We start from the raw sequence: 14,187 nt of genomic DNA on the forward strand, positions 1-14,187 counted from the left end.
CGCTCTCGACGTCACGCCCATTCAACATCAAGAGAACTGCGAGGCACCAGCCGATGAACCAACCCATGTCACGCGATACGCCGGCCATCGAAATGCGCAACGTATCGTGCCGTTTCATTTCTCCGGACGGCAAGGCAACCGTCGCATTGCGCGATTTCAGCATGTCGGTGGCGCGCGGCGAATTCGTCGCGGTGGTCGGGCCGACGGGTTGCGGCAAGTCGACCACACTCAGCATGATCACCGGCTTGCTGAAGCCGACCACCGGCGAAGTGCGCGTGATGGGCGCGCCGGTGGACGGCATCGATCCGCGCATCGGCTTCGTGTTTCAGGCAGACGCCGTGTTCCCGTGGCGCTCGGTGCTCGACAACGTGGCGGCCGGCCCGCTGTATCGCGGCCGCTCGAAATCCGCCGCCTACGACGAAGCCAACGAATGGCTGCGCCGCGTGGGTCTCGACAAGTTCGGCAAGCATTATCCGCATCAACTGTCGGGCGGCATGAGAAAGCGCGTGGCGCTCGCGCAAACCTTCATCAACAAGCCGGAAATCCTGCTGATGGACGAGCCCTTCTCGGCGCTCGACATGCAGACGCGCACGCTGATGCAGGACGAACTGCTGCAACTGTGGGGCGGCGCCGGCTCGGTGGTGTTCGTCACGCACGATCTGGAAGAAGCGATTGCGCTCGCCGACCGCGTATTCGTGCTGACGGCCCGCCCGGCCACGCTGAAGAAAGTGTACGAAATCGATCTGCCGCGTCCGCGCGTCACGTCGGAGATTCGCTACGAACCGCGTTTCATCGAAATCTCGCGCGACATCTGGCATGACCTGCGCGAAGAAGTGCAGATCGGTTAATCAAGGAATGGCAAACATGTCTACGACCCCTCAACAGATGATGCCTTCAGGCATCGATCCCGTGACGCTCGCCCAGGTCGAGCGTGTCGCGCAAAAACGCATGCGGCAGCGCCAGGCGTTGGTGATTACGCTGCGCATCGTCGTGCTGGTGGTAGTGCTCGGCGGGTGGGAATTGTCCGCGCGCCTGAAGTGGATCGATCCGTTCTTCTTCTCGATGCCCAGTGCGATTTTCGATCAGATCGTCGACTGGTTCGTGAACGGCACGTCGCAAGGTCCGCTCCTGACGCAAGTGTGGGTCACGCTGGAAGAAACCGGGCTCGGCTTCATTATCGGTTCGGTGGCGGGTGTGTTCTGCGGCATCGTGCTCGGCCGCAACAAGCTGCTCTCCGACGTGTTCAGCCTCTACATCAAGATCGCCAACTCGATTCCGCGTGTGGTGCTCGGCTCGGTGTTCGTGATTGCGCTCGGTCTTGGCATGGCTTCGAAGGTGGCGCTGGCGGTGGTGATGGTGTTCTTCGTCGTGTTCGCCAACGCATTTCAAGGTGTGCGCGAGGCAGACCGCTACATGATCGCGAACGCGCAGATTCTCGGTGCATCACGCCGTCAGGTGACGACCTCGGTGGTGATTCCGTCGGCACTGAGCTGGATTCTCGCCAGCTTGCACGTGAGCTTCGGTTTTGCGCTGGTCGGCGCGGTGGTCGGCGAGTTCCTCGGCTCGAAGCAAGGCATCGGCCTGCTGATCTCCACCGCACAAGGCGCGTTCAACGCAAGCGGCGTGTTCGCGGCAATGATCGTGCTGGCCGTGGTCGCACTGGCCGCGGATTATCTGCTGACTGCGCTCGAACACCGGCTGTTGAAGTGGCGGCCCGCAGCCGTTTGAGTTGACCGTCAGGCTGCATGAAAAAAAAGGGGCGCCATCGGCGCCCCTTTTTGTATCAAATTGCGCAACAAACCTTACCTGAATTGACGATTACTCTCGCCAGATCGCAAAACTACAATGCAATCACTGACTACGAACAACATTGCTCGTAGCAAGATAAAGACCGAACTGGAGGTAGTTCATCATGAAATCGCTCATTCAAGCTGTTGTTATCGCCGCTGTGCTGGCCGCTCCTGTTGCCTCGTTTGCGCAGTCCAACCAGCCCGTGACCCGCGCCCAGGTGCGTGCAGAACTGGTTCAACTCGAAAAGGCCGGCTACCAGCCGGGCCGTGCCGACCCGTACTACCCGGCTGACATTCAGGCTGCACAAGCCCGTGTCGCCACGCAGAACGGTACCGCACAAGCCGCGCAAAGCAGCTTCGGCGGTGCGGTGAGCGGCTCGTCGCAATCCGGCCATGCGGTTGCGGCAGACGGTCCGAAGTCGATCTACTTCGGCAACTAAGCCGATACGCGAGCCGGTAACCAGGCAGTCCAGCGGAATCCGCCACAGCGGCTTTGCTGCTTGCCCTGTCGGCTGCCAGGCGCGCAGAACAGCCGCGCGCACTGCTTCAAACGAACTGGCCCGCGACCGGGCATCCCCGGTCGCGGGCCAGTTCTGTATTCGATACCTCCGTCATCGGGCTCCCGATGACTTCGCCTGGACCTCCGCGGTCTGGGCGCTTTTTTCTATTTCCGCATAGATTGCGACGCCGTAGCAGTACCCGACACCGGCGTTATTCGCGGGCGATCAGACCGTCTACTTCGCCACGCCCCGTGACGAGACAGCTCGACAGGAAATTTTCACCTTGACTGCTGGCCCCGGCGTTACCGAAGCCCTTTTTCAACGCATTCGCCTTGACCAGCTCCGCGCCCTGGTGGCACGTTATTGTCCCCATTTCCCCGGCTTGCGCGCGCATCAGCGCCCTATCCGCCATCAGATAGCCAAGCAACAACACCACAGCAATATTGAACGCTTGTCTCATGGATCGTCTCCTCTTTTGAAGAGACTAACGCGAACCATCGACTCAGGATGCTAGGGGTTTCCCGATTGGCAGCAATTCAATGATGCAGATTAAGTGAAGCGGATTTTCGCGTGAAACTGCTATGCGGGGCTATCCGTTAGGATATTGCGGGCGATCAGTGCTGGTGAAAAGATATCGCCGCCACGCGCAGATGCCGGAACCGAGAGCGTCGGAGTTCTGGATGCGCAGGCAAGGAGGGGCCAGCGGGTCCGCACGGCCATGCTGAACGGATTATCTGGCAGCGCCATTAACGTGTAATGGTTTTTAGACGCGGCATGGGTTGCACGTCTTTTGTCCAATGCATCCGAATTAAAACGGATAACGAAGCATCTGCAGATGCGAACCCGACACTCAAAATCGTGCTTCGATCTGCTTGATGCGTTTTTCAACGGACGCGCGCACCAGACCATTCGAAGGCACCAGCAGCAGTGAAGATGCGATGATCCCATACACCTGGTTGCGCCGAACCTTGGAGACCTTGGCCGGATCGAGCCAGGCCGCGTTATCCACCAGCAACAACAGCGTGTCCAGGCCGATCAGGATCGGCCACAAACAGGCGAGACGCAAACGCACCGACCACGCGGGAATCGCCAGCGTGTAGTCGAGCGCCTCGCGGAAATGATCCAGCGCACCGCGCACGAGTTCGACCATCAGAGGCCTCGCGCGAGCGGAATTCGCCGGCAGCAGCAGGTCTTGCACGCTCAGGCCGTATTGATCGAGCATCGTCTGCGGGAGGTAACAGCGGCCGATCCGCAAGTCCTTGCCGCAATCGCGCAGCACGTTGGTCATCTGCAGCGCTTTGCCGAAACGCACACCGCGGCGCGCCATGGTCTCGGGCCGCTCTTTCAGCGTACCGGGCATGTGTGCGTAAGTCATCGTGGTCCAGAATTCGCCGACGCAGCCAGCCACCAGATAGGTATAGCGGTCAAGCTCCGCGTATTCGCGCAGCGCGGCGATCTGCCCGGAACGCTCGTCGGGGAACGCGCGAAGGTCGAACTCCATGCCTTCGGTCAGCGTCGAGACGATTTCGCGTACGGCCTTGCGGTCCGACTCGCTCAGTTGCGCGAGCACCTCGAGCGCGGGTCCAAGCGATTCCAGCAAGACCTTTTCATCAGACTGGACCTGCTGCCCCGCTACTTCGGTTGCCAGACGCTGGAACAGTGCGCCGTCATCCGGCGCGCCGTTGATCCGGCCGCGCAGCGACAGCAGCAGCGCAAGGCGTTGCTCGGGCGAGATCAGCGACGTGTCCGCGATGGTGTCGGCCGCGCGCGCCAGCAGGTACGCGAGGCCAATCGGATCGCGCATCCCGGCGGGCAGCACGCGCAGCGTGAGGTAGAAGGAGCGTGAAACGCCTTTCAGGAGCGGGCCGAGAAGAAAGGCCCGGGTCGGATTCTGCATGAGTGAGATCAGGTGAGTAATAGGCGAAATCAGGCGCTGCCGAATTGTATACGGCGAAACAACTTTGTTTCATGCCCTGCGCTCAAGCCCTGCACTCGTGCACTGCGCCTCCGTCGCATCGAGTTGAAAAACTCCCCGACCGCGATTATTCCGGCACGGCCGAACCCCACCATCGAATACGCACGCAAGCCGGCTTTCATTCAGCGCCCGTCTCGGCACGCTCGCGCGGATCGCGGCCTGACGGCTAGGTAAAACCCCGAATTCCTGCCAACCACCACAAGGATTAACCTCAGCACACTCATTAAATAGAACGTCGTTCTGTTAGACAGAACGACAGAGGCAAGAGACTCCCAAGGAGGATTCCATGGCAAGCCTGCCGCTCGACGCACCCGGCGCGTCGCCCGCTTCAAGCACCGGCGCGCAGGCGCTTACGCCCGGCGTCAACGCGCGCATCGATCGCCTGCCCGCCACGCGCACGATATGGATGCTGGTGTTCCTGCTGTCGATCGGCGGCTGGTTCGAGTTCTACGACCTGTTTTTCACCGCGTATGTCGGCCCCGGCCTCGTCAAAAGCGGCCTCTATGCAACGACAACCGCGTCGTTCTTCGGGGTATCCGGGCTGGGCGCCTTCGTGGCGGCGTCATTCGCCGGACTCTTCATCGGCACCTTTTTTCTCGCGGGTCTGGCGGATCGCTACGGTCGACGAACCGTGTTTACCGTTTCGCTACTGTGGTATTCCGCGGCCACGCTGATCATGGCCCTGCAAACCACCGCGCCGGCCATCAACTTGTGGCGTCTGATCGCGGGCATCGGCGTGGGCGTCGAACTGGTGACGATCGACACCTACGTCAGCGAACTCGTGCCGAAACACCTGCGTGGCCGCGCCTTCGCGTTTGTTCATCTGGTGCAGTACACCGCCGTGCCGTCGGTCGCCCTGCTCGCCTGGTGGCTGGTGCCGCAAACGCCGTTCGGCGTGGACGGCTGGCGCTGGGTCGTGATCGTCGGCGCACTCGGCGCGGTGATCGTGTGGGCCATCCGCCGGCGCGTGCCGGAAAGCCCGCGTTGGCTCGCCCAGCAAGGCCGCGCCGCCGAAGCCGAACAGGTCCTGCAAGCGATCGAATCAAAAGTCGCCCGGCAATACGGCAAGCCCTTGCCCGCACCGGTGCCGGCTGTCGAGCCGGCTACCACCAAGGCCGCTTTCCGCGAAATCTGGCAGCCGCCGTATCGCAAGCGCGCGATCACGATGCTCGTCTTCAACCTGTTCCAGGCGATCGGCTTCTACGGCTTCGCATCATGGGTGCCGACGCTGCTGGTTTCCAAGGGCGTGACGATTACGCACAGCCTGCTGTATTCGTTCGTCATCGCGATCTCCAATCCGTTCGGACCGCTAATCGGCATGGCGATCGCGGACCGCATCGAACGCAAGACCCTGATCGTGTTGTCGGCACTCGGCATCGCCGTATTCGGCAGCCTGTTCGCGACGCAAACCTCGCCTGCCATGCTGATGACGCTAGGTGTGCTGATCACGCTGTGCGGCACGCTGCTGTCGGTCGGCTATCACGCGTACCAGACCGAACTGTTCCCCACCCGTTTGCGGGCGCGCGCCGTCGGTTTCGTTTACTCGATGTCGCGCTTATCCGCGATGTTCTCCGGCTTCATGATCGCCTTCGCGCTGCGCCACTTCCAGGTACCGGGCGTGTTCGCGTTGATCACGCTGTCGATGGTGATGGTGATGGGCGCGATCGGCCTCTTCGGGCCGCGCACCAACAATCGCAATCTCGACGAAATTTCGCATTGAGCGCAATCGAGCGCAACTGAGCGCATTGAACAAGAGGCTTCAAAGATGACGCTGCCGCTGGCTGGAGTGCGGGTACTGGATTTATCGAATGTATTGGCCGGCCCTTTCTGCGCGTATCAGCTCGCATTGCTGGGCGCCGAGGTAATCAAGGTCGAGCATCCCGAGGGGGGCGATCTTGCCCGGCGTCTGGGTGCCGACAAGGAAGCGTCGACGCGCAACATGGGGGCCTCGTTCGTTGCGGTCAATGCCGGCAAACAATCCCTCACGCTCAATCTGAAGGATCCACGCGGCAAGACCATCTTGCGCGAGCTCGTCAAAACCGCCGACGTATTGGTCGAAAATTTCCGGCCCGGCGTGATGACGCGGCTCGGCCTCGATTTCAACGCGTTGCGCGAGGTGAATCCAAAGCTCGTGTATTGCGCGATCTCCGGCTTCGGCATGGACGGCGAGTTTTCGAAGCGCCCCGCCTATGACCAGATCATCCAGGGCATTTCGGGGGTAATGAGCGTAACCGGCGACGCCGACAGCGCGCCATTGCGCGTTGGCTACCCGGTGTCGGACACGGTGGGCGGTCTCACCGCCGCATTCGGCATCTGCGCCGCGCTGGTAGACGCGCGCGCAAGCGGGCACGGCCGCATGCTCGACGTCTCGATGCTCGAAGCTACGCTCGCGACAATGGGCTGGGTCGTCTCGAACTATCTGAACGCCGGCGTCCCGCCCGTGCCGATGGGTAACGAGAACTTCACCGCCGCGCCTTCGGGCACCTTCAAAACCGGCGACGGACCGCTCAACATTGCTGCGAACGAGAACAAGCAGTTCGCGAGCCTGTGCCACCTGATCGGCCGCGCCGATCTGCTCGACGACGCGCGCTTTTCCGAGCGCAATGCACGCAAAGCGAATCGCGCGGCATTGAAGGCTGAAATCGAAGCGGCGCTGGCGAGTGACAGTGCGACAAACTGGGAAGCCAAATTTTTCGAAGCAGGCGTGCCGGCCGGACGCGTGATGTCGGTGCCCGAGATCCTCGCTCATCCGCATCTGGAATCGCGCGAGTTCATCCGCGAATTTCCGCGCAACAGCGCGACTGAGCGGCAACGCGTGACTCGCGCGGGCTTTCGTCTCTCCGATGCCGATACTGCGCCGGCCACGCCCGCGCCGGTTCTATCGGCTCACACGCGCGAGCAGCTCGCCGCGCTGGGTTACGACGACGCACAAATCGACCACCTACGCTCCGAAGGAGTGATCTGAACATGACGCAAGCATTCGACGCTGCCAAGCTCGCCGCCGAGTATTGGAGCACCTCGATCATCGATATTCATCCGGGCTCGATCAAGGTACGCGGTTTTCCGATTCAGGAACTGATTGGCAACGTCAGCTTTCCGCAGATGATCTGGCTGATGCTGCGCGGAGAGCTGCCTGACGCCGCGCAAGCACGCCTGTTCGAGGCGGCGCTGGTGGCGTCGGTGGATCATGGCCCGCACGCCCCGTCGATTGCGATCTCGCGAATGGCGACCAGTTGCGGCTTGCCGTTGAACGGAGCAATGGCCTCGGCGATCAATGCGCTGGACGACGTGCATGGCGGAGCGGGCCAGCAGGCAGTCGAACTGTACGATTCCATCGCTGCGCTCATGAAGGCCGGCGCCGCGCTGGAAAGCGCGGTCGAGCAAGGAGTCGACGCATTTACCGCGGAGCACGGCAAGTACCTGCCCGGCTTCGGACACCGCTTTCATCCGGTCGACCCGCGAGCCGTCCGGCTTCTTGCACTCGTGGATGAGAACGTCGAACAAAAGAGTATCGGCGGGCAATACGCCGCGATTGCGCGCGGCATTGAAGCTTTGCTCAAGCAGCGCAAGAACAAGCCCGTACCGATGAATATCGACGGCGCAACCGCCGTGATCTACGCGGAGCTGGGGTTCGCGCCGGAGCTGGCACGCGGCGTGTTCTGCCTGTCACGCGCGGTCGGGATTCTGTCGCATGCGTGGGAGCAGCGCGGACGCAACGAGCGCAACAAAGGCCCGATGCCGCGCCAGATGGGCTACATCTACACAGGCAAGCCCGAACGTCACCTGTCCTGAAGCGCGGCCGCGCGCCGCTGCGCGCTGCGCATGGCGCGCGAGTCGCCGCCTAACGCATCCGTGGCACGCGCGGCGCAATCGAACAGCGCGTCGAGATTGCGCTCGAAAAACGCTTGATCGATGCGTGAGCTCGGGCCCGCGAGCGTGAGCACGCCGCGCAAGCTCTGACGCACGCCGAATACCGGCATCGAAATCCCGGCCGTCTCCCGATCGCGCTCGCCGATGGACACACAGTAGAAGTCCTCGCGAATCTTCTCGTACGGTGCACCCGGCGTGCCGCCGAACGCCAGCAACGCATGGCCGCCCGAGCCGCTTTCCAGCGGCAGCACGTCACCTTCGCGCACGTGAAAACGCACCGCATGGGTGGAGTCCACACGATGCAGGCACACGCGCACGGCTTCGTCACGCACATAGAAGGACACGCTTTCACCGCTCGTTTCTGCGAGTTCGCGCATTAGCGGCACGAGAATGTCGCCGACGTTGAGGCTGCGTTGATATAGCGCGCCGAGCATGAAAGTGGCCGGGCCAAGTTGATAGCGGCCATCGTCCAGACGCAGCAGCAGGCGATGCTGGATCAACGAGCCGGCGAGCCGCAATAACGTGCTCTTGTAGAGCCCCGTGCGCGCCGCGAGTTCGGCGAGCGTGAGGGCGGCGTCATCCGGCCGGAAGGCAAACAGGATCGCGCAAGCGCGATCGATGACGGCCACGCCCTCGGTTTCCTTTAAGTTTGATTTGTCCGCAGGCGTTGGCATGAGTTCGCGTTAGTCACGTTGCTTCATAGGGAAGATGAAATTTTACGCCATGACGCGGTCCTCTCATAGCCGACATTGGTTCCTCTGCGATGCAACGGATCGAAAGCAAATACTGCACGGCTAAGTAGGGTCATTTCTGCCTGTTTCAGCGGATACGCGGTCGCGACGGAACCCACTATAAAGAGATGCCTTTTGCTCTGGCAGCGCAGATAAAATTCCAATCTTCCTGGGTGCCTGGAAGGCGAAAATACAAAGGCATCAATGAGCAGATTTGTACGCTTCGATCTGTCAGTAGAGCTGACAGCAGAGTTATTGCGGAGACATCAAAGAGGGGACCTTACGGACAGCGATTACCGTCATCAGGTTCTCATCGGCCGTTTTACGAAGGAAACGCTGGCGGCGATCAACTTATCCGATCGAGCGGTTGTCACGTCCGTTCGCCTGCTTCTCAAAGTGATGGAGAAACATGGCCTGCCTCCCGAGACGGTCGCCTCGCTGCGAGAACTCATCCTCAAACCCGTCGCGGTGTATGAATCAGCCACTGAGCGCGATAGCATTGTGGTAGTTACGATCGAAATGCCTGATGGTAAAAATCCCCTGCTTGTCGCGATTCGCGTCGACGTGCCGGATTCAGCAAACAAACCGAACATGCACTGGATGGCAAGCGCTTACGCGAAAGACGATCCTGCAGTTATCGAGCGCTGGGAGGCAAATGGACTTCTGATCTGGAAGCGCGAGCCAGTCGTCGAAATCACGACCGAACCGGTGTAGCCGAGGGGTAGGAAATTGCGGCGTCGAAGTCGAGGTCGACGTCTAGGCCGGAGATGCAAAAAGCAGCGACCCGTCTCGGAAATGAAAATGCCTAAGTCCACGGATAGCCGACCGTCTGCTGCTAGTCAGGTATTTATCGTGGCCCTTAGGCAAAGCGAATTATCTGCTTCGATAGGAATCTTGTCAAACTGCAAAGACTTTCGGCCTCTGAAGCGGACAAGATTCACTTAGGCGGCGGCCACGCGTCCCGGGTGCGTCGCGCAACGGCTGGCCGTGACCGGCGGCGTCGTGCGAAGCTCAACCGCCGTTTCATCTGCGGCCAGCCCACCCCATCAGACCGACGCCACCACCACCTCCCCCACATCGGCAATCGCCGCATTACAGCGCGCCGCATCGCCGCTTGTCTCCGTGAGGTAGACCGTGACGAGTATCGGCCCGCGTCCCGGAGGCCAGAGAATCGCGACGTCGTTTGCCGTGCCGTGATCGCCCGAGCCGGTTTTGTCGCCGACGCCCCAATCCTTCGGCAGCTTCGCGCGAATCCGTTCGCCACTGGTCTGATTGGCGGCAAGCCAGGCCAGCAATTGCGCACGCGACGGCGCGGAAAGGCGCTCGCCCAGCAGCAGTTCGCGCAGATCGCCGAGCATTGCGTTGGGTGTGGTGGTGTCGCGCGGATCGCCGGGTGTCGCTTCGTTCAAAGTCGGTTCGTTACGGTCCAGACGCGTGACGCCATCGCCGATACTGCGTGCGAACGCGGTCAAAGCAGCGGGACCGCCGAAGCTTGCCAGCAGCAGATTGGCCGCGGTGTTGTCGCTGAGCGTAATGGCCGCCTTGCACAAGTCGGCGACGCTCATCCCCGCCTCACCGGTCAGCTCGCGGGTGTGCCGGCTGGTCGCCGGCGAGTACCGTTCAAGGTCGCCTTTTGAGAATACGACGCGCCGCTCCAGAGTCTCCTGCCCGTGATCCACGCGCATCAGAACAAAACCCGCTGTCAGCAGTTTGAACGTGCTGCACATCGGAAACCGCTCGTCCGTGCGCAAACCGGTATGCAATCCGGACGTCGTGTCGAGGATCGAGACGCCCAGCCGTCCGCCGCTTTCCGCTTCGATCTGCGCAAGCCGTTGGCGGATGGCCTCCGCCTTGACCGCGCCGCCTTGTTTGACGGCGCCCGCCTTCACCACTTTCGCAAACGCTCCACCGCTGCCAACCGCAACCCCAGCTATCGAAACACCAAGCATCGCGCCCGCGAATTTCCGTCTTGTGATCATCGCCGCTCCTTATGTGAAGTCGCAACTATCGGAGTTCCACCGCGCGTTGGCAAACGATGATAAGTTAGTCGGTCCCCAAGAAAAACTTATGCTTCCGCCATGAGACCGTATCTTCCATTGAACGCGCTGCGCGCCTTCGAATCGTCCGCGCGGCATTTGAGCTTTACGCGCGCCGCGCTCGAGTTGAACGTCACCCAGGCCGCGGTGAGCCAGCAGGTCAGGACGCTGGAGGAGCGGCTCGGCACGACGCTATTCAAACGTTTGCCTCGCGGACTCGCAATGACGGACGAAGGCCTCGCGCTACGCCCTGTGCTCACCGATGCGTTCGATCGCATCGAAGCCGTGCTCAAGCAGTTCGAGGGCGGCCACTTTCACGAGGTGTTGACGGTCGGCGTGGTGGGCACCTTCGCGGTAGGCTGGTTGATGCCGCGGCTCAAGTCGTTTCGCGAAGCGCATCCGTTTGTCGAATTGCGCCTGCTCACCAACAACAATCTGGTCGATCTCGCCACGGAAGGCCTCGACTTCGCAATTCGTTTCGGCGACGGCACCTGGCCTGGCTCGCTCGCCACCCGGCTGCTCGACGCGCCGCTCGCGATTCTGTGTGCGCCTGACATCGCGCGGCGCCTCGCCGAACCCGCGGATCTCGCCAATGAAACCTTGCTGCGCTCTTATCGGGTCGATGACTGGGCAAGCTGGTTCGCGGCCGCCGGCATTCCGCCGCGGCCAATTCGTGGACCGGTGTTCGATTCTTCGCGATTGATGGTGGAGGCGGCGATGCAGGGCGCGGGCATCGCGTTGGCGCCCGCGCTAATGTTCGATCACGAGATCAACACGGGCCGCCTGGTGCGCCCATTCGACGTGGAGGTTCACGCCGGCAGCTATTGGTTGACGTGGTTGAAGGGCAAACCGATGACGCCGGCCATGACGCTGTTCAGCCAGTGGATCGTCAAGGAAGCGGGCTCGCTCGCATCACGCTAGCAAACTGCCGCACGGCGATAGCCGTTCATGGCGGGCCGCTCGGCTTGCGGCGGGAACACGTTCCACGAGCCGTCGGCATGACGGAAAAAGAAGATCGACAGCAGGCCGCCGGGGCGCAGCGCTTCCACGCACACATAACGTTGCTGAGCAGACGCGCTGTGGCAGAACCGCACGACGCGCGCGGGCATCGACGGTGTCGGCGCGAGCCATTTATCGACGGCCCAGTGCAAGGTCTTTTCTGCCGTAATCATGATGCGCTCCTTGAATCCTCAAACCCTTGAATTGCTGAACTCGTTCCTGCTCGATCACGTTCGGTCACGTTCGGTCACGTCCGCTCAGGCGAACTGTGCGGCTGCCTGATCGTTCCTCGCAGCCCGCTCGACAAACGCCTTCACCAGACACACCAGCGTGAGCACACCGGCGCGCGGATGCCTCAGGCAGCAATGCACCTGTTCGCTGCGGCTTTCGCCAAGCAGGCACCACGCGCAAAAGTGCTCGCAGTTGTTGGTGAGCAGGCGATACCGGTTTTCTCCGAGGCGGGAGCGCGCGCGGCGCACGGCCTCATCGCCGACATAGCGGGCGCTCGGGGTCGGGCGGATCGTCAATGCATGACCGGCCGCGAAGCGGTTCAATTCCACCTCTTCCACGGGACCGCGATGCGCCGAGCTCGCAAAACCCGCGTAATGGACCACACGGCCATTGCCGACGTAAATGCCATGATGTTCATAGCCTCGGCGTTGCGTGACGAGATGCGCGCCGATCGGCAAGTCGATGCTCAGCGCTTCATCGCAGTGCGCGTCGCGGTCTTCGCTGCTCGCCGGAAGAAAGTAGGTGTTCATGGCTGGCCTCGCTTCAAAATCCAACACTGTTGCGAGGTCTTGTGCATCATCCGGGCCAGGCGAGGAAAAGCCTTTATTTAAAGGGCTGGGAAGCGTTTCTGGCGGTGCCGGGTGGAGCAGGTGTCCGTTATGAGCCGACAGAAAAGACGCCGATGTGTTGGCCAGCGTCGATCATCCCGACTTACTGGAAGAGCGGCCGTGCGTGCCACTGCAAGAGTCCGGGAACCTGCCTAAGGTGTTGGGTCCGCCACCGGTTTGCGCGCCCGGATGTTGGATACTCTCCGACCTCCACGCTGCCACGCGAACTGTCGCCGCATAGCAAGCCCGCGGAATCGCCGCGCAATCAAGGCGTTACGCGAAAGCGTGCGCGCGCGTCGCAAATTGGCATGGCACTTGCACCGTCACGTCCAGATCCTATTCAATCGCGCGCCCGTCGCACGCGGCCAACCGGAGAACGACATGGCTTCCATCAGTGTGAACGACCTCTCGCTCAACCTCGCGCTCGACCGTAAAGCGATGGCGGCGATCCGCGGCGGCGGCGGTGCGCCGTGGGTGTACGGCTGGATTCAGCCCTATGTGCGGGAAACGCCGAGCATTGGTCCGGTTGTGAACCTGTACGACATTTCGAACAACTTCTATGCTAACCAGATGATCAACACGTTCCAGTCCGTGGATGTGCGCAACACGGGTGCGAACTCGAACATCAACGTCTCCCCGGACGCGCGCAGCAGAAACGATACGGTGTAGCTCTTGTGACCTGTCCGAGCCAATTTCGATGGACGTCGTCCGCGCGTTCCGACGTCGGACGCGTCCGTGAAATCAACGAAGATGCCTGCCTCGACCAGCCCGAACCCGGGCGCTGGGCCGTCGCCGACGGCATGGGTGGGCATGCGGTCGGCGATCTGGCAAGCCGTCTGGTAATCGATGCGCTGAGCCGCCTTGCGCCACCGGCCGCGATGAAAACCGGCATCGCAGACGCGCGCGCACGGCTGCAAAAAGCCAATCGTCAACTGCGGGACGAAGCCGCGCGCCGCCAAGTGCAACGGATCGGCAGCACGGTCGTCGTGCTGCTCGCCTGCGACCGCTTCTGCGCCTATCTGTGGGCCGGCGACAGCCGCCTCTACTTGTATCGCAAAGGACAATTGCGGCAGCTCACACGCGATCACAGTCAGGTGGAAGAGCTCAAGTCGCTCGGCGTGATTACCGACGAACAGGCGCGGCATCATCCGGCGCAGCACATGATTACGCGCGCGGTGGGCGCCACGGACGTGCTCGAACTCGATGACGATGCAATCGAAGTTGCGGATGGCGACGTCTTCCTGCTCTGCAGCGATGGCCTCAGCAACGAAGTCAGCGATGCGGAGATACTGGCGGTGCTGACCTCGGTGGCATGCGAACGCGCATCCGATGAACTGGTCGAGCTGGCCCTTGCTCACGGCGGGCGTGACAATGTCACGGCTGTAGTCGTGCAGGCAGAAGACCCGTACGCATCCGACAAAACCTTGCTGAACCCCGCGCCTTGAAC

The 14,187-nt window shown here is 61.7% G+C and carries 16 protein-coding genes; 10 read left to right on the forward strand and 6 right to left on the reverse strand.

Annotated elements, in window-relative coordinates; all coding sequences use genetic code 11:
- Positions 1 to 53: 53 nt before the first annotated feature.
- The 3 genes from HWX91_RS23840 to HWX91_RS23850 all read left to right on the forward strand — a co-directional run bounded on the left by HWX91_RS23840 (position 54) and on the right by HWX91_RS23850 (position 2,230).
- The gene (locus HWX91_RS23840; protein WP_028195040.1) at positions 54 to 848 is read left to right on the forward strand and encodes an ABC transporter ATP-binding protein; all 795 of its coding nucleotides are present in this window, start codon (positions 54 to 56) and stop codon (positions 846 to 848) included.
- A 16-nt stretch (positions 849 to 864) separates the two neighbouring features.
- Positions 865 to 1,728, forward strand: coding sequence for an ABC transporter permease (locus HWX91_RS23845; protein ID WP_028195041.1), 864 nt, complete (start codon positions 865 to 867; stop codon positions 1,726 to 1,728).
- A 184-nt stretch (positions 1,729 to 1,912) separates the two neighbouring features.
- Positions 1,913 to 2,230, forward strand: coding sequence for a DUF4148 domain-containing protein (locus tag HWX91_RS23850; protein ID WP_028195042.1), 318 nt, complete (start codon positions 1,913 to 1,915; stop codon positions 2,228 to 2,230).
- A 271-nt stretch (positions 2,231 to 2,501) separates the two neighbouring features.
- Here HWX91_RS23850 and HWX91_RS23855 read toward each other — a convergent pair whose 3' ends face one another.
- Together HWX91_RS23855 and HWX91_RS23860 are read right to left on the reverse strand one after the other, a co-directional pair.
- Positions 2,502 to 2,750, reverse strand: coding sequence for a hypothetical protein (locus HWX91_RS23855; RefSeq protein WP_028195043.1), 249 nt, complete (start codon positions 2,748 to 2,750; stop codon positions 2,502 to 2,504).
- Between the two features lie 390 nt (positions 2,751 to 3,140).
- Complete coding sequence (locus HWX91_RS23860; protein ID WP_028195044.1) at positions 3,141 to 4,187, reverse strand: phytoene/squalene synthase family protein; 1,047 nt, start codon at positions 4,185 to 4,187, stop codon at positions 3,141 to 3,143.
- A 364-nt stretch (positions 4,188 to 4,551) separates the two neighbouring features.
- Here HWX91_RS23860 and HWX91_RS23865 point away from each other — a divergent pair, with 364 nt between their 5' ends.
- From HWX91_RS23865 to HWX91_RS23875, 3 genes are read left to right on the forward strand one after another with little or no spacing between them, the layout of a single operon-like run.
- Positions 4,552 to 5,985: an MFS transporter gene (locus tag HWX91_RS23865; protein ID WP_028195045.1), complete on the forward strand. Its 1,434-nt coding sequence runs from the start codon at positions 4,552 to 4,554 to the stop codon at positions 5,983 to 5,985.
- 45 nt (positions 5,986 to 6,030) lie between these two features.
- Positions 6,031 to 7,230 carry a CaiB/BaiF CoA transferase family protein gene (locus tag HWX91_RS23870; protein ID WP_028195046.1) on the forward strand — a complete coding sequence of 400 codons (1,200 nt, stop codon included), beginning with the start codon at positions 6,031 to 6,033 and terminating at the stop codon, positions 7,228 to 7,230.
- 2 nt (positions 7,231 to 7,232) lie between these two features.
- Positions 7,233 to 8,057 carry a citryl-CoA lyase gene (locus HWX91_RS23875; protein ID WP_028195047.1) on the forward strand — a complete coding sequence of 275 codons (825 nt, stop codon included), beginning with the start codon at positions 7,233 to 7,235 and terminating at the stop codon, positions 8,055 to 8,057.
- Here the strand turns inward: HWX91_RS23875 and HWX91_RS23880 are convergent.
- Positions 8,045 to 8,764 (reverse strand): IclR family transcriptional regulator, encoded by a 720-nt coding sequence (locus tag HWX91_RS23880; protein WP_244144128.1) that lies wholly within the window; start codon positions 8,762 to 8,764, stop codon positions 8,045 to 8,047. The genes HWX91_RS23875 and HWX91_RS23880 overlap by 13 nt on opposite strands.
- Positions 8,765 to 9,070: 306 nt before the next feature.
- Here HWX91_RS23880 and HWX91_RS23885 point away from each other — a divergent pair, with 306 nt between their 5' ends.
- On the forward strand, positions 9,071 to 9,580 hold the full coding sequence (locus tag HWX91_RS23885) for a MuF-C-terminal domain-containing protein (RefSeq protein WP_028195049.1): 510 nt from the start codon (positions 9,071 to 9,073) through the stop codon (positions 9,578 to 9,580).
- Positions 9,581 to 9,912: 332 nt separating this feature from the next.
- On the opposite strand, the gene bla is transcribed toward HWX91_RS23885, so the two are convergent.
- Positions 9,913 to 10,845, reverse strand: a complete 933-nt coding sequence (bla, locus tag HWX91_RS23890) for a class A beta-lactamase (RefSeq protein ID WP_028195050.1) — start codon at positions 10,843 to 10,845, stop codon at positions 9,913 to 9,915.
- Between the two features lie 99 nt (positions 10,846 to 10,944).
- Here bla and HWX91_RS23895 point away from each other — a divergent pair, with 99 nt between their 5' ends.
- Entirely contained in the window at positions 10,945 to 11,823 is an 879-nt protein-coding gene (locus HWX91_RS23895) for a LysR family transcriptional regulator (protein ID WP_028195051.1), read from the forward strand.
- Here HWX91_RS23895 and HWX91_RS23900 read toward each other — a convergent pair.
- Together HWX91_RS23900 and HWX91_RS23905 are read right to left on the reverse strand one after the other, a co-directional pair.
- Positions 11,820 to 12,074, reverse strand: a complete 255-nt coding sequence (locus tag HWX91_RS23900; RefSeq protein WP_028195052.1) for a hypothetical protein — start codon at positions 12,072 to 12,074, stop codon at positions 11,820 to 11,822. The two genes, HWX91_RS23895 and HWX91_RS23900, sit on opposite strands and share 4 nt — an antisense overlap.
- 84 nt (positions 12,075 to 12,158) lie before the next feature.
- On the reverse strand, positions 12,159 to 12,662 hold the full coding sequence (locus HWX91_RS23905) for a lecithin retinol acyltransferase family protein (RefSeq protein WP_028195053.1): 504 nt from the start codon (positions 12,660 to 12,662) through the stop codon (positions 12,159 to 12,161).
- 459 nt (positions 12,663 to 13,121) lie between these two features.
- Here HWX91_RS23905 and HWX91_RS23910 point away from each other — a divergent pair, with 459 nt between their 5' ends.
- Both HWX91_RS23910 and HWX91_RS23915 read left to right on the forward strand, forming a co-directional pair.
- Entirely contained in the window at positions 13,122 to 13,409 is a 288-nt protein-coding gene (locus tag HWX91_RS23910; protein WP_028195054.1) for a hypothetical protein, read from the forward strand.
- Between the two features lie 5 nt (positions 13,410 to 13,414).
- Entirely contained in the window at positions 13,415 to 14,185 is a 771-nt protein-coding gene (locus tag HWX91_RS23915) for a PP2C family protein-serine/threonine phosphatase (RefSeq protein WP_028195055.1), read from the forward strand.
- Positions 14,186 to 14,187: the final 2 nt, after the last annotated feature.

It is taken from the genome of Paraburkholderia fungorum, from assembly GCF_902833645.1.
Taxonomy (GTDB): domain Bacteria; phylum Pseudomonadota; class Gammaproteobacteria; order Burkholderiales; family Burkholderiaceae; genus Paraburkholderia; species Paraburkholderia fungorum.

Coding starts and splice junctions, on each gene's coding strand:
- HWX91_RS23910 (WP_028195054.1), top strand. CDS start 13,122: ATGGCTTCCATCAGTGTGAACGACCTCTCGCTCAACCTCGCGCTCGAC.
- HWX91_RS23885 (WP_028195049.1), top strand. CDS start 9,071: ATGAGCAGATTTGTACGCTTCGATCTGTCAGTAGAGCTGACAGCAGAG.
- HWX91_RS23845 (WP_028195041.1), top strand. CDS start 865: ATGTCTACGACCCCTCAACAGATGATGCCTTCAGGCATCGATCCCGTG.
- bla (WP_028195050.1), bottom strand. CDS start 10,845: ATGATCACAAGACGGAAATTCGCGGGCGCGATGCTTGGTGTTTCGATA.
- HWX91_RS23900 (WP_028195052.1), bottom strand. CDS start 12,074: ATGATTACGGCAGAAAAGACCTTGCACTGGGCCGTCGATAAATGGCTC.
- HWX91_RS23870 (WP_028195046.1), top strand. CDS start 6,031: ATGACGCTGCCGCTGGCTGGAGTGCGGGTACTGGATTTATCGAATGTA.
- HWX91_RS23850 (WP_028195042.1), top strand. CDS start 1,913: ATGAAATCGCTCATTCAAGCTGTTGTTATCGCCGCTGTGCTGGCCGCT.
- HWX91_RS23895 (WP_028195051.1), top strand. CDS start 10,945: ATGAGACCGTATCTTCCATTGAACGCGCTGCGCGCCTTCGAATCGTCC.
- HWX91_RS23860 (WP_028195044.1), bottom strand. CDS start 4,187: ATGCAGAATCCGACCCGGGCCTTTCTTCTCGGCCCGCTCCTGAAAGGC.
- HWX91_RS23865 (WP_028195045.1), top strand. CDS start 4,552: ATGGCAAGCCTGCCGCTCGACGCACCCGGCGCGTCGCCCGCTTCAAGC.
- HWX91_RS23875 (WP_028195047.1), top strand. CDS start 7,233: ATGACGCAAGCATTCGACGCTGCCAAGCTCGCCGCCGAGTATTGGAGC.
- HWX91_RS23905 (WP_028195053.1), bottom strand. CDS start 12,662: ATGAACACCTACTTTCTTCCGGCGAGCAGCGAAGACCGCGACGCGCAC.
- HWX91_RS23840 (WP_028195040.1), top strand. CDS start 54: ATGAACCAACCCATGTCACGCGATACGCCGGCCATCGAAATGCGCAAC.
- HWX91_RS23855 (WP_028195043.1), bottom strand. CDS start 2,750: ATGAGACAAGCGTTCAATATTGCTGTGGTGTTGTTGCTTGGCTATCTG.